At 73.5% G+C, this 20,482-nt stretch carries 20 protein-coding genes and 1 riboswitch; of the genes, 7 read left to right on the top strand and 13 right to left on the bottom strand.

The features are described 5' to 3' along the window. Positions 1 to 271: 271 nt before the first annotated feature. Positions 272 to 1,453 carry an ABC transporter substrate-binding protein gene (locus FB455_RS16875; RefSeq protein ID WP_145754003.1) on the top strand — a complete coding sequence of 394 codons (1,182 nt, stop codon included), beginning with the start codon at positions 272 to 274 and terminating at the stop codon, positions 1,451 to 1,453. Between the two features lie 160 nt (positions 1,454 to 1,613). Here FB455_RS16875 and FB455_RS16870 read toward each other — a convergent pair whose 3' ends face one another. Beyond that, a complete protein-coding gene (locus FB455_RS16870; protein WP_244879790.1) occupies positions 1,614 to 2,384 on the bottom strand; it encodes an ABC transporter permease in 771 nt (256 codons plus the stop codon). Positions 2,385 to 2,547: 163 nt separating this feature from the next. Next, positions 2,548 to 3,576, bottom strand: coding sequence for an ABC transporter substrate-binding protein (locus FB455_RS16865; RefSeq protein ID WP_013288592.1), 1,029 nt, complete (start codon positions 3,574 to 3,576; stop codon positions 2,548 to 2,550). Between the two features lie 285 nt (positions 3,577 to 3,861). Between FB455_RS16865 and FB455_RS16860 the strand changes: the two genes are divergently transcribed. The 4 genes from FB455_RS16860 to FB455_RS16845 all read left to right on the top strand — a co-directional run bounded on the left by FB455_RS16860 (position 3,862) and on the right by FB455_RS16845 (position 8,643). Then, complete coding sequence (locus FB455_RS16860; protein WP_013288593.1) at positions 3,862 to 4,644, top strand: ABC transporter ATP-binding protein; 783 nt, start codon at positions 3,862 to 3,864, stop codon at positions 4,642 to 4,644. Positions 4,645 to 4,646: 2 nt separating this feature from the next. Next, positions 4,647 to 5,597, top strand: coding sequence for an LLM class F420-dependent oxidoreductase (locus FB455_RS16855; RefSeq protein WP_013288594.1), 951 nt, complete (start codon positions 4,647 to 4,649; stop codon positions 5,595 to 5,597). After that, on the top strand, positions 5,594 to 5,902 hold the full coding sequence (locus tag FB455_RS16850; protein WP_013288595.1) for a cupin domain-containing protein: 309 nt from the start codon (positions 5,594 to 5,596) through the stop codon (positions 5,900 to 5,902). Before FB455_RS16855 ends, FB455_RS16850 begins: the two co-directional genes overlap by 4 nt. A gap of 74 nt (positions 5,903 to 5,976) precedes the next feature. Beyond that, positions 5,977 to 8,643 carry a hypothetical protein gene (locus FB455_RS16845; RefSeq protein ID WP_145754001.1) on the top strand — a complete coding sequence of 889 codons (2,667 nt, stop codon included), beginning with the start codon at positions 5,977 to 5,979 and terminating at the stop codon, positions 8,641 to 8,643. A 46-nt stretch (positions 8,644 to 8,689) separates the two neighbouring features. On the opposite strand, the gene thiC is transcribed toward FB455_RS16845, so the two are convergent. The 7 genes from thiC to thiE all read right to left on the bottom strand — a co-directional run bounded on the left by thiC (position 8,690) and on the right by thiE (position 14,646). After that, entirely contained in the window at positions 8,690 to 10,282 is a 1,593-nt protein-coding gene (thiC, locus tag FB455_RS16840; protein ID WP_145753999.1) for a phosphomethylpyrimidine synthase ThiC, read from the bottom strand. Positions 10,283 to 10,299: 17 nt separating this feature from the next. Continuing rightward, positions 10,300 to 11,088 carry a bifunctional hydroxymethylpyrimidine kinase/phosphomethylpyrimidine kinase gene (thiD, locus tag FB455_RS16835; RefSeq protein ID WP_145753997.1) on the bottom strand — a complete coding sequence of 263 codons (789 nt, stop codon included), beginning with the start codon at positions 11,086 to 11,088 and terminating at the stop codon, positions 10,300 to 10,302. Then, positions 11,085 to 11,888, bottom strand: a complete 804-nt coding sequence (locus tag FB455_RS16830) for a thiamine phosphate synthase (RefSeq protein WP_145753995.1) — start codon at positions 11,886 to 11,888, stop codon at positions 11,085 to 11,087. The genes thiD and FB455_RS16830 overlap by 4 nt, the downstream gene beginning before the upstream one ends. A gap of 38 nt (positions 11,889 to 11,926) precedes the next feature. Further along, on the bottom strand, positions 11,927 to 12,700 hold the full coding sequence (locus FB455_RS16825) for a thiazole synthase (protein ID WP_145753993.1): 774 nt from the start codon (positions 12,698 to 12,700) through the stop codon (positions 11,927 to 11,929). 4 nt (positions 12,701 to 12,704) lie between these two features. Next, positions 12,705 to 12,905, bottom strand: a complete 201-nt coding sequence (gene thiS / locus FB455_RS16820; RefSeq protein WP_013288601.1) for a sulfur carrier protein ThiS — start codon at positions 12,903 to 12,905, stop codon at positions 12,705 to 12,707. Next, positions 12,896 to 14,026 carry a glycine oxidase ThiO gene (thiO, locus tag FB455_RS16815; protein ID WP_186466412.1) on the bottom strand — a complete coding sequence of 377 codons (1,131 nt, stop codon included), beginning with the start codon at positions 14,024 to 14,026 and terminating at the stop codon, positions 12,896 to 12,898. Before thiO ends, thiS begins: the two co-directional genes overlap by 10 nt. Further along, a complete protein-coding gene (thiE, locus tag FB455_RS16810) occupies positions 14,020 to 14,646 on the bottom strand; it encodes a thiamine phosphate synthase (RefSeq protein WP_145753991.1) in 627 nt (208 codons plus the stop codon). The genes thiO and thiE overlap by 7 nt, the downstream gene beginning before the upstream one ends. Then, positions 14,641 to 14,752: riboswitch (TPP riboswitch) on the bottom strand. (Overlaps the previous gene by 6 nt.) Before the next feature lie 118 nt (positions 14,753 to 14,870). On the opposite strand from thiE, the gene FB455_RS34800 reads away from it, so the two are divergent. After that, positions 14,871 to 15,353, top strand: coding sequence for a hypothetical protein (locus FB455_RS34800; RefSeq protein ID WP_486481541.1), 483 nt, complete (start codon positions 14,871 to 14,873; stop codon positions 15,351 to 15,353). Next, a complete protein-coding gene (locus FB455_RS34795) occupies positions 15,350 to 15,781 on the top strand; it encodes an endonuclease domain-containing protein (protein WP_486481540.1) in 432 nt (143 codons plus the stop codon). Before FB455_RS34800 ends, FB455_RS34795 begins: the two co-directional genes overlap by 4 nt. 484 nt (positions 15,782 to 16,265) lie before the next feature. Here the strand turns inward: FB455_RS34795 and FB455_RS16795 are convergent, their stop codons facing one another. The 4 genes from FB455_RS16795 to FB455_RS16780 are packed head-to-tail and all read right to left on the bottom strand — an operon-like array spanning position 16,266 to position 20,379. Then, positions 16,266 to 17,228: an aldo/keto reductase gene (locus tag FB455_RS16795; protein WP_186466411.1), complete on the bottom strand. Its 963-nt coding sequence runs from the start codon at positions 17,226 to 17,228 to the stop codon at positions 16,266 to 16,268. 21 nt (positions 17,229 to 17,249) lie between these two features. Continuing rightward, positions 17,250 to 18,056 (bottom strand): nucleotidyltransferase family protein, encoded by an 807-nt coding sequence (locus FB455_RS16790; protein ID WP_091330786.1) that lies wholly within the window; start codon positions 18,054 to 18,056, stop codon positions 17,250 to 17,252. After that, positions 18,053 to 19,732, bottom strand: coding sequence for an ATP-binding cassette domain-containing protein (locus FB455_RS16785; RefSeq protein WP_145753988.1), 1,680 nt, complete (start codon positions 19,730 to 19,732; stop codon positions 18,053 to 18,055). Before FB455_RS16785 ends, FB455_RS16790 begins: the two co-directional genes overlap by 4 nt. A 41-nt stretch (positions 19,733 to 19,773) precedes the next feature. Next, positions 19,774 to 20,379: a methyltransferase gene (locus FB455_RS16780; RefSeq protein WP_145753986.1), complete on the bottom strand. Its 606-nt coding sequence runs from the start codon at positions 20,377 to 20,379 to the stop codon at positions 19,774 to 19,776. Positions 20,380 to 20,482 lie beyond the last annotated feature (103 nt).

The following is a 20,482-nucleotide window of genomic DNA, read 5'->3' as shown; positions in this document are numbered from 1 at the left end:
TCTTTTCTCCGACCCCCTGATCAGGGGATGTCACTCCAGAGTGGTCACACGCATCTGTGCAGTAATTGTCAGTTAATGTTCCGTGTCCCCAGCATGTGGGATGGCTGTCCCGAAACAGCACTCGACGGCCCGGCTTGACCACAGGCCCCGGCATTGGCAAGGTTTTGCAGGCTTCGCGCACACCGTACGGCAAACCAATCCCGTTCCTCCACTGAGGACGGACGAGCGGCGGTGATCGGGCGTCGGCCCGCGCCGCACCTGGAGGACTGAGTTGAGCCCCATCCGCTCCGCGCGCATCGCGGCGCTCGCATCGGCCGTGCTGGCCACCACGCTCACCGGCTGCGGGATCGGCGGGGAACCGCAGGACACCAGCCCGATCGTGATCGCCGCCGACCTGGAACTCTCCGGCGCCTCGGCGCCGGTCGGCAAGGTCTACCAACGGGCTCTGGAACTGAAGGTCGAGCAGTTGAACGCCTCGGGCGCACTGGGCGGCCGGAAGATCGATCTGCGGGTCAAGGACAACCGCTCGGACGCCGCGGAATCCTTGCGGAACATCAATGATTTCAGCGGTGACTCACGGGTGAGCGCCGTCATCATGGGCGGTTGCAACGAATGCGCCGTCGGCGCGGCCCGCACGATCGGTGAGAAGCGCATTCCGACGATCGCACTCGCGTCGTCGAGCGCGGTCACCGAGCCGGTGGCCGAGCGCCGATATGTCTTCAAGCTCGCCCCGAACGCCACCGACAGCGCCGCCGCGCTCGCCGCGGAACTGGACCGGCGCGGCGTCCGCAAGGTGGCCTTGCTGCACAGCGCCGAGGGTTACGGCCAGGAAGGGCTCACCGCCCTGCGCCGCGAACTGAGCAAGACCACGGTCAAGCTGGTCGGCAACGAGTCGGTGCGCGCCACCGACACCGAGGTCGGCACGCAGATCAACGAGCTGATCGCCCGCAAGCCGCAGGCCCTGGTCCTGTGGACCACGCCGGAGCAGGCGACGCTCGCCGCCACCACCGCCCGGCAGAGCAAGTTCCGCGGCTCGCTGTTCTTCGACGCCACGGCCGCCGGCGACCTCTTCCTCGGCCCGTCGGCCCGCTCCACCGAGGAGGCCACGCTGATCTTCACCCAGACCATGGTGATCGACGACGTGATCGCCACCACCCCGGCGAAGGCCGCGCGCCGGCAGTGGTTCCAGGACTACACCGCCCGGTTCGGCGGCTACAACGGCTTCTCCTCGTTCGCGGCGGACGCGGTCCAGCTGATCGCCGACGCCGAGCAGCAGGCCGGCGGCGAGCCGGGCGAGGTCGACCGGGACGCGCTGCGTGACGTGCTGGAGACCTCGCAGCTCGACGGGCTGTCCGGGCCGATCCGGATGACGCCGGACAACCACTCCGGGTTGATGCCGCAGGCGTTGACGACGCTGGTGGCTCGTGGTGGTCGTTGGCGGCTGGCTGGTTAGTCACTGTTGGGGGCGTGGCCCCACCGCAACCGGCTCCGGGCGGTCAAGCTTGATCCCTGCGCCGGTTGCGGTGGGGCCACACCTGTCGTGGGCGGCCAGCACCCGCGGGTTGAGGTTTCCTTCCGGGTGTCCGGTCGACGCCGGGTCTTCGGGTCAGTGGCTAGCGGGCTGAGGTGGTGGCCCGCACCCAGGGCAGGGCCAGCCGCTCGACCAGGCTCAGGACGGCGTAGAGCACGATGCTCATCAGCGCCACCAGCACGATCGCAGCCCAGGCGGTCGCGGTGTCACCGACGCCGTTGTACTGGAGGATCTGGTAACCCAGACCCGGACGGTCGGAGTAGAACTCCCCGATCACCGCGCCGATCGCGGCCAGCGGCATGGCCACCTTGAGCCCCACGAAGATCTGCGGCAGCGCCGCCGGGAAGCGCACCTTGCGGAACGACTGCCACCACGAGGCGTTGAGCGACCGGCCCAGCTCCGCCAGGTCCGCCGGGGTGGTGGTCAGACCGGTGGCGGTGGAGAGCACGATCGGGAAGAAGCAGAGCAGGAACACCATGGTCAGGATGGGTTTCTGCCCCCAGCCCACCGCGACCACGAGCAGCGGCCCGAACGCGATCTTCGGGACCGCGTTCACCGCCACCAGCAGCGGCGCGAACATCCGCTCCACCCGGCGGGAGGCGGCCAGCGCCATCCCGATCAGCACCCCGGCCGCCGACGAGAGCAGGAAGCCGAACACTGTCATCCAGGTGGTGATGCCCAGCGCGGGCAGCAGCACCTCGGTGGTGCCGGCGAGGGACTTCCCCACCGCCTGCGGCGGGGGCAGCGCGGCCGGGTGCACCAGGCTCAGGCCCGAGGTGACCAGCCACCAGGCCGCCACCGCGATCACCAGTCCCAGCGCCGGCAATCCGACCGCCGCCGGGCGTACGGCCATCCCGCGCCGGACCGCCGGGCGCGGCGGCGCCTCCGGCCGGGCCTCGGTCGACTGTGTCAACGTGTCCTCCTCTCTGCGCCGGTCGGTGTGACCGGCACGGGAAGGGGGTGCGCCCCACCGGGGTGTCCGGCGGGTCGCACCCCCGTTGGCCCGAGCGGACCGGTCAGGCCTTCGGCGCGAGGTTGAAGTCGATGATCTGGTCGGGGGTCAGGTTCTGCTTCAGCGCACCGGCGCCCTGGAGCAGCGCGATGCTCTTGGCGACCCGGCCGCTGTCCAGCGTGCCGATCGCGGTGCCGGAGTTGCTCGACCGGACGTACGCGGCCATCAGCTGAAGCTCGGCGGACGCCGCAGCCGGGACGGCGGCCGGCACGTTCTTCTTCAGGATCTCGCCCGCCTCGTCCGGGTTGGCCAGCGAGTACTCCAGGCCCTTGAGCAGCGCGGCGGTGAACTTCTTCACCATCTCCGGCTTCTCCTTGGCGATCTTCGACGAGGTGATCAGCGCGTTGCCGTAGAGGTCCTGCATCACGTTGCTGTACGGCAGGACGACCGGCTTCTTCTTGGTCACCGTCTCCACCGTCGGCTGGCCGACGACGAACTGGCCGATGCCGTCCACCGAGCCCGAGCCGAGCATGCCGATCAGGCCCTGCGCCTCACCGTTGACCCAGGTCACCTTGCTGCCGTCGATGCCGGCGAGCCGGGCGTACGTCGGGAAGAGGTTGCGCACGACGGACGTCGGGGTGTCCGCGAGCTTCTTGCCTTCGAGGTCCTTCGGCGTGGCGATGTTCTTGCCCTCGACCGTGACGATGGCGGCCATGGTGCGCTGCTGGATCGCGGCCACCGCCACGAAGTCCTTCGCCTGGCCGTTGCCGAGCTGAAGGATGCCGCCGGTCAGGTCGATCGGGCCGAAGTCGGCCTGGCCGCCGGTGATGGTCTGGATCACGGAGCCGGTGCCCTGACCGGGCTTGATGTCGACGTCGAAACCGGCCTCCTTGAAGAAGCCCTTGTCCTTCGCCACCCAGGCGTAGGAGTCACGCCCGAAGTTGCCGAACGAGGTGAGGTACGTCACCTTCTCCAGCGCCGCGCCGTTGCCGCCGCCGCTCTCGGACTTCTCCGAGTCGCTGCTGCAGCCGCCCACCAGGGCGAGGGCGGTGGCCATAGCCGCGGCGGCGACCGTACGGGTCAGCCTTCTCATCAGTGCACCATGTCCTTTCCGACCAGGACTTCTTCGCCGGTCGGGTCGTGGGTCCGACGGGGTCGGCAGGTGGGTTCGGCCGACTGGACCGTCGTGAGGGGACTCTTCGCGCGCAACAGCGTACGAGAAGCCAGATGACCTGCCGCCGCCGTCCCGGTTGCGGAACGGAAACGAAGTTGCGTGACGGAAAGCGGACTGACGTCCACCCCGGACGGTGCTATAAGCACGGTCCGCTACGCTAGCCCGGCTCGCGTTTGGGACGACGTGGAAGGGAGCCGGCGGAAGATGATCCGACTGTCCGGGGTGTCCCGCACCTTCGACGGCCGTTCGGGGCGGGTGGAGGCGTTGCGCGGCATCGACCTCGACGTCGCCGAAGGCGAGTTCGTCGCCGTCCTCGGCCGCTCCGGCTGCGGCAAGTCCACGCTGCTGCGCATGATCGCCGGCCTGCTGCCGGTCACCGGCGGTGAGATCACCGTGGGCGGTACGCCGATCACGAAGCCTCGCCGCGACGTGGCGATGCTGTTCCAGCGTCCGGCGCTGCTGCCCTGGCGCTCGGTGCTGGACAACGTGCTGCTGCCGGTGGAGATCTTCGGCTGGCGCCGCGCCGAGCACCGCGACCGGGCCCGCCAGTTGCTGGAGATGGCCGGGCTGGGCGGCTTCGAGAAGCGCCTCCCGCACGAGCTGTCCGGCGGCATGCAGCAGCGCGTGTCGCTGTGCCGGTCGCTGATCGGCTCGCCCCGGGTGATGCTCATGGACGAGCCGTTCTCCGCGCTCGACGCGCTCACCCGCGAGGAACTCTCCGGCGAACTCCAGCGGGTGCACATGGAGACGAAGGCGACGATCGTCTTCGTCACCCACTCGATCGACGAGGCGGTGCTGCTCGCCGACCGGGTAGTCGTGCTCAGCCCGCGCCCCGGCCGCATCCGCGAGGTGGTCGAGGTGAACGTCCCCCGGCCGCGCACGCTGGGCCGCCACGAACACCTGGAAGACGTCGCGCGGATCAGTGCCGAGCTGCACGAACTGCTGATGGAGCGGGACGCCCCCGGCGTACCCGTGGGAGGCCGGTGACCATGCGGGTCTCGGTGTTCACCGAACCCCACCGCGGTGCGGACTACGACGACCAGCTCCGGTTCGCCCGGCTGGTCGAGGAGACCGGCTTCGAGGGCTTCTTCCGGGCCGACCACTACCGGGCCATGGGGGACGAGCCGGCGCTGCCCGGCCCCACCGACGCCTGGCTGACGCTCGCCGCGCTGGCCCGGGAGACCTCCCGGATCCGGCTCGGCACGCTCGTCACGTCCGCCACGTTCCGGCTCCCCGGGCCGCTCGCCGTCATGGTCGCCCAGGTCGACCGGATGAGCGGCGGCCGGGTCGAGCTGGGCATCGGCGCCGGATGGTACGAGCGCGAGCACACCGCGTACGGCATCCCGTTCCCGCCGGTCAGTGAGCGCTTCGACCGGCTCGCCGAGCAGTTGGAGATCGTCACCGGGCTGTGGCGCACCCCGTCCGACGAGACGTACAGCTTCACCGGTGAGCACTACCGGCTGGTCGACGCGCCCGCGCTGCCCAAGCCGGTGCAGCAGCCCGGCCCGCCGGTGATCGTCGGCGGCCGGGGACCGAAGCGCACCCCCGAGCTGGCCGCCCGCTACGCCGACGAGTTCAACATGCCGTTCAAGAGCGTGGCCGAGACCGCCGCCGCGTACGAGCGGGTGCGGGAGGCGTGCGACCGCGCCGGGCGGGACGCCTCCGGCCGCGCGCCCCTGACGCTCTCCGCCGGCATCGTGGTGGCGATCGGACGCACCGACGCCGAGGCGCAGCGCCGGGCCGCGCCGCTGCACGTCACGAGCGCGCTGCCGCCGGAGGACCCGGTGGTCGGCTCCCCCGCCCAGCTGGTCGACCGGATCGGCGAGTTCGCCGCGATCGGGGCCACCCGGGTGCACCTGCGCCTGATCGACTTCGACGATCTCGACCACGTGGAGCTCATCGCCGCCGAGGTGCTCCCCCGACTGGACGGACCACGATGACCGAACTCTCCGCCGACCTCGAACTCGGCCCGGTGGGCCAGGAGATCGTGTACGAGAACGACCGCGTACGCGTCTGGCACATCCGGCTGGAGCCGGGTGAGCGGCAGCCGCTGCACCGCCACGACCACCCGTACCTGGTGGTGGCGATCCAGGGCGCCAAGAACGTGGTGCAGACGATCGACGGCACCACCATCGACGCCGACGAGCCGACCGGCGGCGTGGTCTACCGCGACCCGGGCGCGGTGCACATGCTCACCAACGTCGGCGACACCACCTACCTCGCGCGCCTGGTCGAGCTGAAGTAGCCGCACCGGCAGGTTCGCCGCGCCGCGCGGCGGCAAGGTGGCGATCGGGGGCACCGGGCCGTAACGTGCCCGACATGGCCTTTCGGACGTGGGGCAGGCTGCTGCTCACGGCGCTCGGGGTGAGCGTGCTGGCCGGGGCCGGCCAGTTGGGGATCGCGTACGGCTTCGGAGTCGTACGCCTCGACGGCGCGTTCGTGGACGTCTCGGTCAACCGGTGGCCCGCCCAGCTCGTCTGGGTGGGCTGGTTCGCCGCTGTCGCCACGGTCGCCGGAGCCGTCCTCACCGAGCGCTTCGCCCGCCACGACGACAGTCCCGGCGGCACCACCGAACTGCTCTCCATCGCCGGCGTCAGCGCGCTGGGCGCGACGGTGGTCGCCCCGCTGTGCATGCAACCGGCCCGCGCGGCCGAGCTGGGCGGATCCGTCGACCCGGTCTGGGCCGCAGGTATCTGCGCCGCCCTCGGCGCGGTGGTCGGAGCGGGCGCCGCGATCGCCGTCCTGCTCAAGCCGCCGTTCGGCTGGGGCGTGGCGATCACCGCCGGGATCGTCTGGCTGATGGCGCTGCTCTCCGTCGCGCCCACGATCGTGTCCAGCCGGCCGCTGGCCACGGTACGGCTCGGCGTCCTCGAACCCTCCTGGCTGGATCCGGAGGCGGCGCAACGCCTGTCCATGCTGCTGCTGCCGGTGCTCACGCTGCTGGCCGGCGGGGCGGTCGGCGTGCTCGCCCGCCGGGCCGGATGGCCGCCGCTGGTGGGCGGCGCGGCCGGGGCGGCCGGCCCGGTGCTCGTCGCGTTCGCCTACCTGACCGCCGGTCCCGGCTCGGCGACCGACCGCTACCAGGTCGCGCCCTACTACGGCGCGCTGATCGCCGTGATCGCCGGTGCGCTCGGCTCGACCGCCACCACAGTGCTGCCCCGGCCGGTCACCGCCACCGGTGACCCCGACGCCGTCGAGGCCACCGACATCCTCGCGCCGCTGCCGCACTCGTCCACTCCGGGCGCCCCGGCCGCCCCGCCCGCGCCTCCGGTGACGAGCGGCGCCGCCGCGCCGGCGCACTGGAACTGGCCGGAGCCCGGCGGCTCGGCCACGGCGACGGCTCCGGCCGGTACCGATCTTCCCGCCGCCGGCCGGCCGGCCCTCGCGGATCTGCCCGCCGTCGATCAGCCGGCCGTTGCGGAACGGCCGGCGGGTGAGCGCCCGGCCGTCGCCGACACGGGCCACGGCCAGCCCATGCCGGGTCTGCTGCCCCCGGGGCGCCGGACCTCGGCCATCGACGTCCTCGCCGCGGGCCGCCCCGACCCGGTCCCGGTCGCGGGTCCAGGCACGGACATGGGCACGGTTCCGGGCACGGACATGGGCACCGCCCACGCGGGCGGCACCGGCGAGGCGGTCACCACGGACCGCGCAGGAACCGCCGACCGGGCCGTTGCCGGTGCCGAACCTGCCGATGCAACGTCCGGGCAGGCGACCGGCATCCCGGCGGACAGCGAGGCCGCCTCGGGCACCGGCTCGGCAGCCGGCACGGACGATGCCGCACCGGAACCGCCCCAGGAAGCGGCGGCGACCACGCCACGGGTGACCCGGCCGCGCCGTACCCGCGCCAGCCGGTCCAGCGGCACCACCGACGGATCGACGGCACCCGCCGACGCCACAGCACCCCGCCCAGCGGATGCCGCCTCCCCGAGCGCCGGTGCGGGCACCACCTCGGAAGCCACGTCATCGGCCACCGGCGGCACCGCCGAGGGCCACGTTCCCGGCCCGCGTACTGACAGTGGCGCGCTCGCCGGACCGGTCACGGCCGACGCGGACAGCGACACCCCCGCCGCGCCACCGGCCGAGGCCACCGGAGACACCGGCGCCACGGGCCGCTCCACCCGCTCCCGGCGCCCCCGCGCCCCGAAGGCCGGACCGCGTGCCACCGGCCCGGCCTCCCCCGGCTCCGGCCCGGCCGACGTCGCGCCGACGACGCCGATCGAGCAGGCCGACGCCAGGTCGACGATGCCGAGCAGCCCGGCCGACGCCCCGCTGACGACGCCGAGCAGCCCGGCTCCCCGCACCGATGCCCCCACGGGGGATGTCGCACCGACCGGGCGTCCCGGACGCAATTTCTTCTTCGACGACCCGGCGCCGACCCCGTCGTCCCGGCCCCGGTTCCCGATGTTCGAGGACGTCACCGGAGCGCCCGGCGAGGTACGCCCGGCCTGGCCGATCACCCCGGCGGCCCGCCCGCACCGCGCCACCACCGAACCGGACGCACCGGCCCGAGACGACGCGGAGGCGTCCGCCCCGGCCGAGCCGGCGCCGCGCCCCCGCCACCGTGGCCTGCCCGAGCCGGGCGCGAGCACCGGATGGGACGCGCTCGCCACGAACGCCCGCCCGGCGGGGCCGCTCGTCCGGCCGGAGGCGGGGAGACCTGTCGCCCGGCCCGAGGCGGCGACCGTCGCACCGGGCGAGGCGGGTGCCGCGCTGCCCGAGGCCGCCGCCGCGGAGACGGAGGCGGACTCCCGGCGCGGGCGGCACGCCGAACCGGACGACGCCGACGCGTCCGGCGGGAAGCCGAAGACCCGGCGCGGCCTGTTCCGGCGCAACCGGGCCAAGGGCGACCCGGAGCCGGCCGACCGTACGGCCGAGCCGGGTGCCGAGGCCGACGACGAGTACGTGGACTGGGTCGCCGGTCTCGCCTCGGACGACAACGCCGACGACGCCCGCTCGCTGCGTACCGGGCGGCACCACCGCGAGTGAACGGCGGCCCGGGGCGGGCCGGAAGCGACCCGCCCCGGGGCCTCGCTCACGCCAGCGGCAGGTAGACCCGTGACCCGGAGGCGACGAACTCCTCCGACTTGCCGCGCATGCCCCGCGCCGCGTAGTCCTTCAACTCCTGCGTGATCTTCATGGAGCAGAACTTCGGCCCGCACATCGAGCAGAAGTGCGCGGTCTTGGCGGGCTCGGCGGGCAGCGTCGCGTCGTGGTACGCCCGCGCGGTCTCCGGGTCCAGCGCCAGGTTGAACTGGTCCTCCCAGCGGAACTCGAACCGGGCCTTGGACAGCGCGTCGTCCCACGCCTGCGCGCCGGGGTGCCCCTTGGCCAGGTCGGCCGCGTGCGCGGCGATCTTGTACGCGATCACGCCCGCCTTCACGTCGTCGCGGTCGGGCAGCCCGAGGTGCTCCTTCGGGGTGACGTAGCAGAGCATCGCGGTGCCGAACATGCCGATCATCGCCGCGCCGATCGCGGAGGTGATGTGGTCGTACGCGGGCGCGACGTCGGTGGTCAGCGGGCCGAGCGTGTAGAACGGCGCCTCGTGGCACCACTCCTGCTGGAGGTCCACGTTCTCCTTGATCTTGTGCATCGGCACATGCCCGGGGCCTTCGATCATCACCTGGACGTCGTACTCCCAGGCGACCTTCGTCAGCTCACCGAGCGTGCGCAGCTCGGCGAACTGCGCCTCGTCGTTGGCGTCCGCGATGGAACCGGGGCGCAGGCCGTCACCGAGGGAGAACGTGACGTCGTACTTCGCGAGCAGCGAACACAGCTCCCGGAAGTTCGTGTAGAGGAAGTTCTCCTCGTGGTGCGCCAGGCACCAGGCCGCCATGATCGAGCCACCCCGCGACACGATGCCGGTGACCCGGTCCACCGCCAGCGGCACGTACGGCAGCAGTACCCCGGCGTGCACGGTCATGTAGTCGACGCCCTGCTCCGCCTGCTCGATGACGGTCTCGCGGAACACCTCCCAGCTCAGCTTCACCGGGTCGCCGCCGACCTTCTCCAGCGCCTGGTAGATCGGCACCGTGCCGATCGGCACCGGCGCGTTCCGCACGATCGCCTCGCGGGTCTCGTGGATGCGCTTGCCGGTGGACAGGTCCATCAGGGTGTCCGCGCCCCACCGGGTGGCCCAGGTCAGCTTCTCCACCTCCTCGGCCACCGACGAGGTGACAGCCGAGGTGCCGATGTTGGCGTTGACCTTCACCAGGAACGCCTTGCCGATGATGGCCGGCTCGCACTCGGGGTGGTTGACGTTGAGCGGCAGCACGGCTCGCCCGGCCGCGATCTCGTCCCGTACGAACTCCGGCGCCACCGACTCCCGGACCGCCACGAACTCCATCTCCGGCGTGACGATTCCGGCCCGTGCGTACGCGAGCTGCGTCGGCCGCTTCCCCTCCACACCCGCCAGCGGCGTGCCGGCGCCGCGTACCGGGGCCACGTCGCCGCGCTCGGCGATCCACTGACCACGCAGCGCGGGCAGCCCCACCTCCGGGTCGGAGCCGGGACCGGAGGTGTCGTAGAGCCGTACCGGCGGGTTGTCCCCGGTCAGCGTCACCTCGGCGAACGGCACCCGGACGTCCGGGCGTGACCCTTCCACGTACACCTTGCGACGTGCCTGCATGACAGCCTCCCTGTCGCTCATGCGGACCAGCCGAAGTGGTCCAGCGGGCCGCGTCCCGCGCCCAGCTCCCAGGTCCGCGCGCCGGTCAGCGCGCGGGTGACGTACTCCTTGGCGGCCGCCACCGCGACCGGCACCGCGTCGCCTGCGGCGAGCCGGACCGCGACGGCGGCCGAGAACGAACAGCCGGTGCCGTGGTTGTGCCGGGTGTCCACCCGGGGCGCGCGCAGCAGGCGGGTCGTCCCGCCGCCGGCGAGCACGTCCACCGACTCGCCGTCGGCGTCCACGTCGCCGCCGGTCACCACCACGAACGCCGGGCCGCGCGCCGCCAGCGCCTCCGCCGCCGCGACCATCTCCTCGACGGTGCCCACCGGGCCTCCGGTGAGGGCCGCGGCCTCCGCGCAGTTCGGTGTCGCCACCTCCGCGTACGGCAGCAGCCGCTCGACCGCCTCCACCACGCCGAGCCGGTGCCCGCTCGTGGCGACCAGTACCGGGTCGACGACCAGGTGCGGCAGCCGCCCGGCCCGGGCCGCCTCGGCCACCGCGTCGGCGACCGCGGGGGTGCCGAGCATGCCGGTCTTCACGGCGCGCACGTCGAAGTCGCCGAGGACGCTGTCCATCTGGTCGCGCACTGTCTGCGGCGGCAGGGGCAGGACGGCGTCCACGCCCCGGGTGCTCTGCGCGGTGACGGCGGTGAGCAGTGTGGTGCCGTACGCACCGAGCGCGGCGAACGTCTTGAGGTCGGCCTGGATGCCCGCTCCTGCTCCGGAGTCGGAGCCGGCGATGCTGAGAACTGTTTTCGGCGTCACTGGTTCTCTTCTCCAGTGGTTGCTGTGACGACTGCGGCCGACAGTGGTTGCGGTCGGGGCTGCGGCCGACCGTGCCCACTCCGGGCGGTCAGGCTTGATCCCTCCGTGGGCACGGTCGGCCGCAGCCCTGTCGCGTGCGGGCCTTGGTCGGATCGCGCGGGGTGGGTGCGCGCCACACGGGTGGCCGCCTCCTCGAAAGCTCTGCCCAGCGTGGTGGCGGTTTCTCGCGGCTCCTGGGCGCGCATGATGGCTCCCAGGACTGCTACTCCTGTTGCGCCTGCCTCTACGCATGCGGTGACCTGGGCTGTGGTTTCGATGCCGCCCAGTGCCAGCACGGGCACCTTGCTTGCCGCGATCAGCTCGCGCAACCCGGTCGGCCGTAACGCCGGGCCGTAGCCGGGTTTGGTCCTTGTCTCGTAGACCGGGGACAGCGTGGCGTAGTGCTCGGTGGTGAGCCGGGCCAGCTCGGCGGTGTCGTGACAGGACCGGCCGACCAGTCCGACTGCGGGCGGCGGGTACGGGCCGGCGGCGGGCAGGTGCACCGCGTCCCCGTCGAGCGGATCGGGTCCGGCCACGACGAGCGTGCCGCCTGCCTCGGCGAGGATCGCGCGCAGCTCGACGGCGAGCGCGAGGCGTTCGGCGCGGGGCAGGTCCTTCTCCCGCAGCACCACCCAGCGCACTCCCCCGCCGACGGCCCCCGCGACCACGTCGACGAGAGCCCTCTTGGCGACCCGCCGATCGGTGAGCAGCACGACCCCGGTCGGGCCGGTGTAGATCCTGGTACGCGGCCGCCCCTCCACGGGCGCCTCCGTACCAGGATCCGCAACTCGTAGAGCGGTCACAGGTCGGGCCGTCCCTCGTGGGGGGTGGACGGCAAGGCGTGGAAGCGGCGGGTGATGCGGCCCGCGCCGTACGCCAGGTGCCCGGCCTCGACCGCGTACCGCATGGCCGTGGCCATCGCCACCGGGTCGGCGGCCCGGGTCACGGCACTTGCCAGCAGCACCGCGTCGCAGCCCAGCTCCATCGCCAGGGCCGCGTCGGAGGCGGTGCCGATGCCCGCGTCCAGCACCACCGGCACGTCCACAGCAGCCCGGATCAGCCGGATGTGGTGCGGGTTGCCGATGCCCAGCCCGGAGCCGATCGGCGACCCGGCCGGCATCACCGCCGCGCAGCCCACGTCGGCCAGCCGCCGGGCCAGCACGGGATCGTCCGAGGTGTACGGCAGCACTGTGAACCCGTCGGCCACCAGTTCCTCGGCGGCGCGCAGCAGCTCCACCCCGTCGGGCAGGAGCGTGCGCTCGTCGCCGATCACCTCCAGCTTCACCCAGTCCGTGTCGAACGCCTCCCGGGCCAGGTGCGCCGTCTTCACCGCCTCCACGGCGGTGCGGCAGCCGGCCGTGTTCGGCAGCAGCCGTACGCCGCACCGCTCCACCAGGTCGAGCAGGCCGCCCGAGCCGCCGGGCGTGGTGTCCACCCGGCGCAGCGCCAACGTCACCAGCTCGGTGCCGGAGGCGCGGATCGCCTGCTCCAGCACGTGCAGGTTGGCCGCGCCGCCGGTGCCGAGGATGAGCCGCGAGCCGAACGCGACCCCGCCGATCTCCAGTGTGGACATCCGTTCACCCGCCCTGGGTGGCGCTGAGTACCTCGACCCGGTCGCCGTCGCGCAGCACGCTCGCCGACCAGCCGCCGCGTGGCACCACCTCGCCGTTGACCGCTACGGCGAGCCCGCGCTCCCGGTCGGTGACGGTGCGGACCACCTCGGCGACGGTGACGCCCTCGGGCAGCGTCCGGCCGGTGCCGTTGACGATCAGTTCCACGTGCGCTCCTTCCCGAAGCGGTCCGGGGTGAAGGGGGCGAGCGCGGGATCCGGCTCGCCGGTGACGATCAGCTCGGTGACCAGGTCGGCGGTGACCGGGGTGAGCACGATGCCGTGCCTGTGGTGCCCGGTCGCCGCGAGCACGCCCGACTGCCCGGGGAGCGGCCCGATGATCGGCGCGTTGTCGGGCGTACCGGGGCGCAGCCCGGCGACGGCCTCCACCAGCTCGTACTCGACGAGTTCCGGCACCAGCTCGGCGGCGGCGCGCAGCAGTGTCAGCACGCCACCGGCGGTGACCTCGGTGTCCGCGCGCTCCTCCACAGTCGCCCCGACCACGACCTCACCGCTGTCCCGGGGCACCAGGTAGACCGGCTCGCTGTCCGCGTACCCCCGGATCACGTGCCGGAAGCCCGGCGGACCGCCACCCGGCGCGCGCAGCCGCAGCACCTGGCCCTTGACCGGCCGGACCGGCAGGCCGGTCAGGCTCGCCGCGCCGCAGCCGGCCGCGACCACAGTGACCCGGGCGTCCACCTCGGACAGCGCGCCGACGCGGGCCGGGCGCAGCTCCACGCCGACGCGTTCCGCAGCAGTGCGCAACGCGGCGACCAGCCGTCGCGGATCCACTTGGTGGTCGCCGGGGGCCACCGCGCCGCCGCGCACGCGCGGTGCCAGCGCCGGCTCGCGGTCGCGCAGCTCCGAGGGCCGCAGCGGCGTGATCGGCAGTCCCAGACCCCGTTGGTACGACCACAGCCGCCCCGCCTCGGCCAGGTCGTCGGCGGTGAGCCCGACGACGAGCGTGCCCTCGGTGCGGTACCCGAGGTCGACGCCGCTCGCCCCGGCCAGTTCGGCCGCGAAACCGGGCCAGCGGGCGGCGGACCCGACGAGAAGCGCTGTGAGTTCGTGCTCACCGAAGTACGCCTCCGCGACCGGCGACAGCATCCCGGCGGCCACCGACGAGGCGCCCGACCCGGGCCGGTCGTCGTGCACCACCACGCGCAGTCCGCGCTGCGCGCACCGCCACGCGATCGCGAGTCCCACCGGCCCGGCGCCCACCACCGCCACGTCGGTAAGGAAGGGCCCCCTGTTAACGCCTCCGGTAGAGGAAGGGCCCCCTCTTAACACGTCAGCGCCCGCAGCAGCTCGGCGGTGGCGTGCGCCGGATCGGCAGCCAGGCTGAGCGCGCCGACCACCGCCACCCCGTACGCCCCGGCGGCCCGCAGCGCCGGCACGCTCGCGGCCGTCACCCCACCGATCGCGATCACCGGGACGCTGACCGCCTCGGCGACCGCGCGTATCCCCTCGGGGCCGATCGGGTCCGGCAGGCCGGACTTGGTGGTGGTGACGTGGCACGGGCCCACGCCCAGGTAGCTCGCGCCCGCATCCACGGCCGTACGGGCGCTCACCGGCTCCCGGGCGGTCGCGCCGAGCACCGCGTCCGGGCCGAGCACGCGGCGCGCGGCTGCGACCGGCAGATCGTCCGCGCCGACGTGGCCCCCGGCGGCGTCCACCGCGAGCGCCACGTGCAGCCGGTCGTTGACCAGGCACTGTGCCCCGTACGGCCGGCACGCCTCGGTCACCCGGCACGCCAGCTCGTACGCCTCCCGGTCGGTGGCGTCGTCCTCCACGCGCACCTGCACGACGAGTTCGGCGCCCGCCACGGGCAGGGCGGCACGCAGCACGGCGAGCGGGTCACGCCCCGGCCGGGTGTCGGTGATGAGATGCAGTCGTCCCAGGGACAGCACGGCAACGCTCCTCCCTGCGCCGGCATTACCCGGATCAGGTTCGACGGTCGGGGGCTCCCAGCCCCCCTCTCAGCCCGGTCCGCACCGGGCTCCCGTGGGTCACTTGCGGCCTACCGTACGACGCCTCCCGCCCGTACGGAACCCCGGGTGAGGTTTTTCCCAGGAACCGTTCACATGCCGTACCGGGGCAACAGGTGACCGTCTCGTCACGACACGCTGCCGGGATGTCCGTTCCCGCCCGTGTCCCGCGCCGCCTGGCGATCCTGCCGTTCCGGGGCAGCCGTGCCGTCTCCGAAGGACTGCTCACCTGGACGATGCTGCGCGGGCCGACCTGGATCCGCCTGCTGCCGGACGTGTACGTGCACCGGGACGGACACCGCGCCGACGACCACCGGATGTGGTGCGAGGCGGTGGCGTTGCGCCTGCCGCCGGATGCCGCACTGGCGGGACGCAGCGCCGCCTGGTTGTTCGGCACGGACGTGCTCAGCCGCGACGCGCCGGTCACCGTGCTGCTGCCGAGCCCGGCCCGCATGCGTCCTCATCCACGGCTGCTGGTGACCCGGTCGCCCCTGCCCGAGTCGGACCGCACCCGGTTCGCGGGGCTGCCGGTCACGACCCCGCTGCGTACCGCGTTCGACCTGGGGCGCCAGGTCCCCGCGCCGAGGCGCTGGTCGCCGTCGACGCGCTGCTGCGTCGCCGGGTCGTGAAGCTGCCCGTCCTGCGGGCCTACGCCGCCGACCGGCCGGGTTGGCCGGGCGCTCCGCTGCTGCGCGAGGTACTGGCGATGGCCGAGCCGTTGAGCGAGTCCCCGATGGAGACGCGGCTGCGGCTGCTCCTCCTCGACGCCGGTCTCGGCCCGCTGACCGCCCAGCACGAGGTGCGCGCCGGCGGACGCTTCGTGGCCCGGGTGGACCTGGCCTGGCCGGCTCTCCGCCTCGCGGTCGAGTACGACGGCGACCACCACCGGGAACGGGCTCACTTCCGGCGGGACGTGGCGCGCCTGAACGCGCTCCGCGCGGCCGGGTGGGTCGTGCTCCGGTTCACCGTCGACGACGTGCTACGCCGGCCCGACGCCACTGTCGCCCTGGTGCGCCAGGCCCTGGCAGAACGTCGCGCCGCCGCGGCAAACCACTGATCCGCACCCGCAGCCCCCCGCACCCCGGCTCGCAGCCCACAGCCCGCAGCCCCACAGCCGCAGCCCCACAGCCCCACAGCCCCACAGCCCCACAGCCCCACAGCCCCACAGCCCCACAGCCCCGAGTCTCGCCCCGCCGCGCCCCCGGCCGCCACCCGCCACCTGGCCGGGCCGGGCCGGGACGCCCAAGACACCACGGGCGTCAGGAGGCCGCCCACAGACACTTATGGCGTTCCACTCGCGACTGAATCTGGCGACGAGTGGAACGCCGTGGGTGTCTGTGGGCCCTCTTGACACCCATACCGTTCCACTCATCGTGAGCGCTGCCCCTGAGTGGAACGCCACGGGTGCCTCCGCGCGCGGGCGGGCGGGCGGGCGGGCCACGGTGGGCGCACGCCGCGCGGGGCAAGCCCCGACGCTCGCACGCCGACGAGCGAGCGCACCCCCGACGCGCGAGCGGGCGCGTATGTACCGGCAGGGACGGTCAGAGGATGGCGTCCAAGGCGGTCAGGTCCTCGTCGGACGGCTGCCACGTCCCGGCTTCGGCATTGGCCTTCACCTGGTCGGGAGTGGTGGCGCCGGCGATCACCGACGTCACGGCGGGACGGGCCGCCAGGCCGCCGATCGCCACCTGGAGCATGCTGATGCCGCGCTCGGCCGCGTACGCCTCGATCGCCTCGATGACGTCCCAGCGCGCGGCGGCCAGCCGCTCGGCGTACCGGCCGCCACCGGCCAGGCGGCTGCCCGCCGGGGGCGCCTCGCCGCGCTTGTACTTGCCGGTGAGCAGCCCGTTGGCGAGCGGGAAGAACGGCAGCATGCCGAGGCCGAACCGCTCGCAGGCGGGGATCACCTCGTCCTCCACCCCGCGCTCCACCAGCGAGTAGTGGTTCTGCGCGGAGATGAACCGGGTACGCCCCTGCGACGACGCGGTCCAGTCGGCGTCGGCGATCTGCCACCCGGCGAAGTTGGAGTTGCCGAGGTAGCGCACCTTGCCGGCGGTCACCAGGTCGTCCAGCGCGGCGAGCGTCTCGTCGATCGGGGTGCCCGGGTCGGGCTCGTGCATCTGGTACAGGTCGATGTGGTCGGTGCCGAGCCGGCGCAGCGACGCCTCGACCGCGCGGGCGATGTAGCGGCGGGCGCCCCGGGCGCCGTGGTCCGGCCCGTTCGCGCCGTTCATGTCCATGCCGAACTTGGTGGCCACCACCACGTCGTCGCGGCGGCCCTTGAGCGCCTGGCCGAGCAGTTCCTCGGAGGCGCCCTGCGGCTCGCCGTAGATGTCGGCGGTGTCGAAGAAGTTGATCCCGGCGTCGAGCGCGGCGTCCACCACCGCCCGGGTGCCGTCGAGGTCGAGTTTGCGGCCGAAGTTGTTGCAGCCGATACCGACCACTGACACCACGAGCCCGGAGTCGCCCAGCCGGCGATAGGTCATCTCACTCACGAGATCCACCCTATGCCCGCTGCCCGGATGTCATCCGGGCAGCGGCAGCACCTGGTCGGCCAGCGTCCGGGCGGCACCGATCGTCGCCGCCAGTTCCTCAGGGGTACGCCCCACCGCGCCCAGCAGCGCCTGCGCCCGCTCGGCGAAGTCCGGCGGCGCACCGGGCAGGCGTCCGGCGGAGACGATCATGCCCTTCTCGTTGACCAGCCACCGCCCGGCCCGGCCGTGCAGCGCGTGGACCAGCACGCCGACCACCCGGAACAGGCAGCCCGCCACGTAGCCGGCGTCACCCCCTGCGGCGCCCTTCGCGGCGCCGTCGAGCAGCAGCCCGGTCTCCCAGCCACCGGCGACCAGCGCGGCGCCGAGCGCGGGCGGGTAGTCGACGGTCTCGGCCCGCAGCGCGGTCAGCTCACCGGTCGGGTCGCCGAGCACCCGCCCGAGCGCCACCTCCCCGGCGTACGCGTGCGAGTAGAAACCGAGCGGATGCCCGGCCTGCGCCTCGACCGTGTAGCGGCCGGCCCGGCAGTCCGCCCAGACCCGGTGCACCCGGTCCAGGTCGCGGTAGATCCAGTCCACCGCCACCCCGCCGACGCGCAGCCAGCCGCCCCCGTCGACCCACGGCCCCCAGCCGCCCGGGGCGGTGAGGTCCACCGGCCCGTCGGCGATCGAGGCGGCCACCGCGCGCAGCCCGGCCAGGTCCGGCGCGCCCCGGTAGTAGAGGCCCACGTCCCAGTCGGAGTCGGGCCGGTGGTCGCCGCGGGCCCGGCTGCCGCCGAGCGCCACCGCGACCACGCCGTCCACCGCGCACAGCCGGTCGGCCAGGTCCCTGTCGATCACCTCACGTCCCAGACCGGCTCCGGCGTCTCCACCACGTCGCCGTCGCCCCGGAACAGCACGAACCGGTCGAAGGTACGGGTGAACCACCTGTCGTGTGTCACCGCGACCACAGTCCCCTCGAACGCGGTCAGCCCGGCCTCCAGCGCCTCGGCCGAGGCCAGGTCGAGGTTGTCGGTGGGCTCGTCGAGCAGCAGCAGCGTCGCCCCGGACAGCTCCAGCAACAGCACCAGGAACCGCGCCTGCTGCCCGCCGGAGAGCGTGCCGAACCGCTGGTCGCCCTGGCCGGCCAGCTCGTACCGGGACAGCGCCGCCATCGCGGCGTGCCGGTCCATGCCGGCCCGGTGGTCGTCGCCGCGCCACAACACCTCGACGAGCGTCTTGCCCATCAGCTCCGGCCGGTCGTGGGTCTGCGAGAAGTGCCCGGGCCGGACCCGTGCGCCGAGCCGGACCACGCCGCCGTGGGCGACAGGTGCGAGCGCGGCGGCGCCGTCCACAGGCGTGTTGCCCGGCTCCGGGTCGGTGCCGCCCCGGGCCAGCAGCCGCAGGAAGTGTGACTTGCCGGTACCGTTCGCGCCGAGCACCGCGACCCGGTCGCCGTACCAGAGTTCCAGGTCGAACGGGTACGTCAGGCCGTCCAGCTCCAACTGCTCGGCGATCACCGCGCGCTTGCCGGTCCGCCCGCCGGTCAGGCGCATCCGGATGTCCTGGTCCTTCGGGGGTACGGGCGGCGGCCCGGCCTCCTCGAACTTGCGCAACCGGGTCTGCGCGGCCTGGTAGCGGGAGGCCATACCGTCGTTGTACGCGGCCTTCTGCTTGTACATCAGCATCAGCTCGCGCAGCTTCTGGTGCTCCTCGTCCCAGCGCTTGCGCAGCTCGTCGAGGCGGGCGTGCCGGGCCACCCGTGCCTCGTGCCAGCTCGCAAAGCCGCCCGGGTGCACCCAGGCGCTGCCGCCCTCCACCGCGACGACCCGGTCGGCGGTCTGCGCCAGCAGTTCCCGGTCGTGCGAGACGTAGAGCACGGACTTGCCCGACTCGCGCAGGCGCGCCTCCAGCCAGCGTTTGCCGGGTACGTCGAGGAAGTTGTCCGGCTCGTCGAGCAGCAGCACCTCGTCGGGGCCGCGTAGCAGCAGCTCCAGCGCGAAGCGCTTCTGCTGGCCGCCGGACAGCGTGCGGACCGGCCGTTCCCGGGCGCTGTCCCAGGGCAGGTCGAGCACGATGGTGGCGACGGTGTCGAAGAGGACCTCGGCGTCGTACCCGCCGGTCTCGCCCCACGCGGCGAGCGCCTCGGCGTACGCGAGCTGGGTCTTGGCGGCGGCGGAGCTGTACTTGCCGCGGACCTCGGCCGCCCGCATGGCCGCCTCGGTCTCGGCGAGCCGCCGCCCGGCGTCGCGCAGCGCCGGCGGCGCCAGCGACAGGGCGAGGTCGGCGAGCGTGGAGTCGTCGCCGATCATGCCGATGAACTGCCGCATCACGCCCAGCCCACCGGAGCGGGCGACAGCGCCGGTCTTCACCGGCAGGTCACCGGCGACCATCCGCAGCAGCGTGGTCTTGCCGGCGCCGTTCGGGCCGACCAGCGCCACCTTGGCACCCTCACCGACCCGGAACGACACGTCGCTGAACAGCTCACGCCCGTCCGGGAGGATGTGCCCTACTCCTGCCACGTCCACGTATCCCACGCGGGCATCCTGCCCGAGCCGGGTCGGTGGACGACACCGGATTACCGGGTGACCCGCAGCACCCGGTAGCCCTTCTGGCTGGCGTGCCGCTCGACCGACCAGCCCTGCTCGACCAGCCAGCGGTGCAGCGAGTCGCCGCCGAGGTGCCGGGCGACGACCAGCCAGGCCACGCCGTCCGGGGCGAGGCGGGGCAGCCAGCGCAGCAGCAGGCCGTGCAGTTCCGGCTTGCCGATGTGGATCGGCGGGTTGGACCAGATCTGGGCGAAGGTGACGTCGTCCGGCAGTTCGTCGGGCGCGACGGCGCGTACCCGGTCGGCGGCACCGACCCTTGCCGCGTTGGCGGTGGTGAGGGCGCGGGCGCGCTCGTTGACGTCCACGGCCCAGACGGTGGCCTTCGGCGCGACAGTGGCCAGGACGCAGGTGATCGGGCCGAAGCCGCAGCCGATGTCGAGCAGCACACCGGTGACGTCGGCGGATGGCAGGTCGGCCTTGCGCAGCAGTACGGCGGTGCCCGGGTCGAGCCGGTCGGCGGAGAAGACGCCGCCGGCCGAGGCGAGCGTGTAGTCGCGCCCGGCGACTGTGAACTCGACCTCGCGGGGGCGGGCCGGGGTCGAGGGCTCAGCTGTGAAGTAGTGGTCGCCGGTCACGCCCGCATTCTCGCACCGGGCCGCAGGGGTTCCGGCGACGGTGTCACGGGCGGGGTCGCACGCCACTCCGCCAGAATTTCCCGATATTACCCCTGAAAGGGAC

Source organism: Micromonospora sp. CNZ296 (assembly GCF_007827635.1).
Note: the sequence above shows the minus strand (reverse complement) of the source record. Positions and strands in the feature narration are given on the sequence as shown.

Coding starts and splice junctions, on each gene's coding strand:
- thiC (WP_145753999.1), bottom strand. CDS start 10,282: ATGCAGGCACGTCGCAAGGTGTACGTGGAAGGGTCACGCCCGGACGTC.
- FB455_RS16845 (WP_145754001.1), top strand. CDS start 5,977: ATGGCCTTTCGGACGTGGGGCAGGCTGCTGCTCACGGCGCTCGGGGTG.
- FB455_RS16860 (WP_013288593.1), top strand. CDS start 3,862: ATGATCCGACTGTCCGGGGTGTCCCGCACCTTCGACGGCCGTTCGGGG.
- FB455_RS16870 (WP_244879790.1), bottom strand. CDS start 2,384: ATGGCCGTACGCCCGGCGGCGGTCGGATTGCCGGCGCTGGGACTGGTG.
- FB455_RS34800 (WP_486481541.1), top strand. CDS start 14,871: ATGTCCGTTCCCGCCCGTGTCCCGCGCCGCCTGGCGATCCTGCCGTTC.
- FB455_RS16825 (WP_145753993.1), bottom strand. CDS start 12,700: ATGTCCACACTGGAGATCGGCGGGGTCGCGTTCGGCTCGCGGCTCATC.
- FB455_RS16855 (WP_013288594.1), top strand. CDS start 4,647: ATGCGGGTCTCGGTGTTCACCGAACCCCACCGCGGTGCGGACTACGAC.
- FB455_RS16865 (WP_013288592.1), bottom strand. CDS start 3,576: ATGAGAAGGCTGACCCGTACGGTCGCCGCCGCGGCTATGGCCACCGCC.
- FB455_RS16850 (WP_013288595.1), top strand. CDS start 5,594: ATGACCGAACTCTCCGCCGACCTCGAACTCGGCCCGGTGGGCCAGGAG.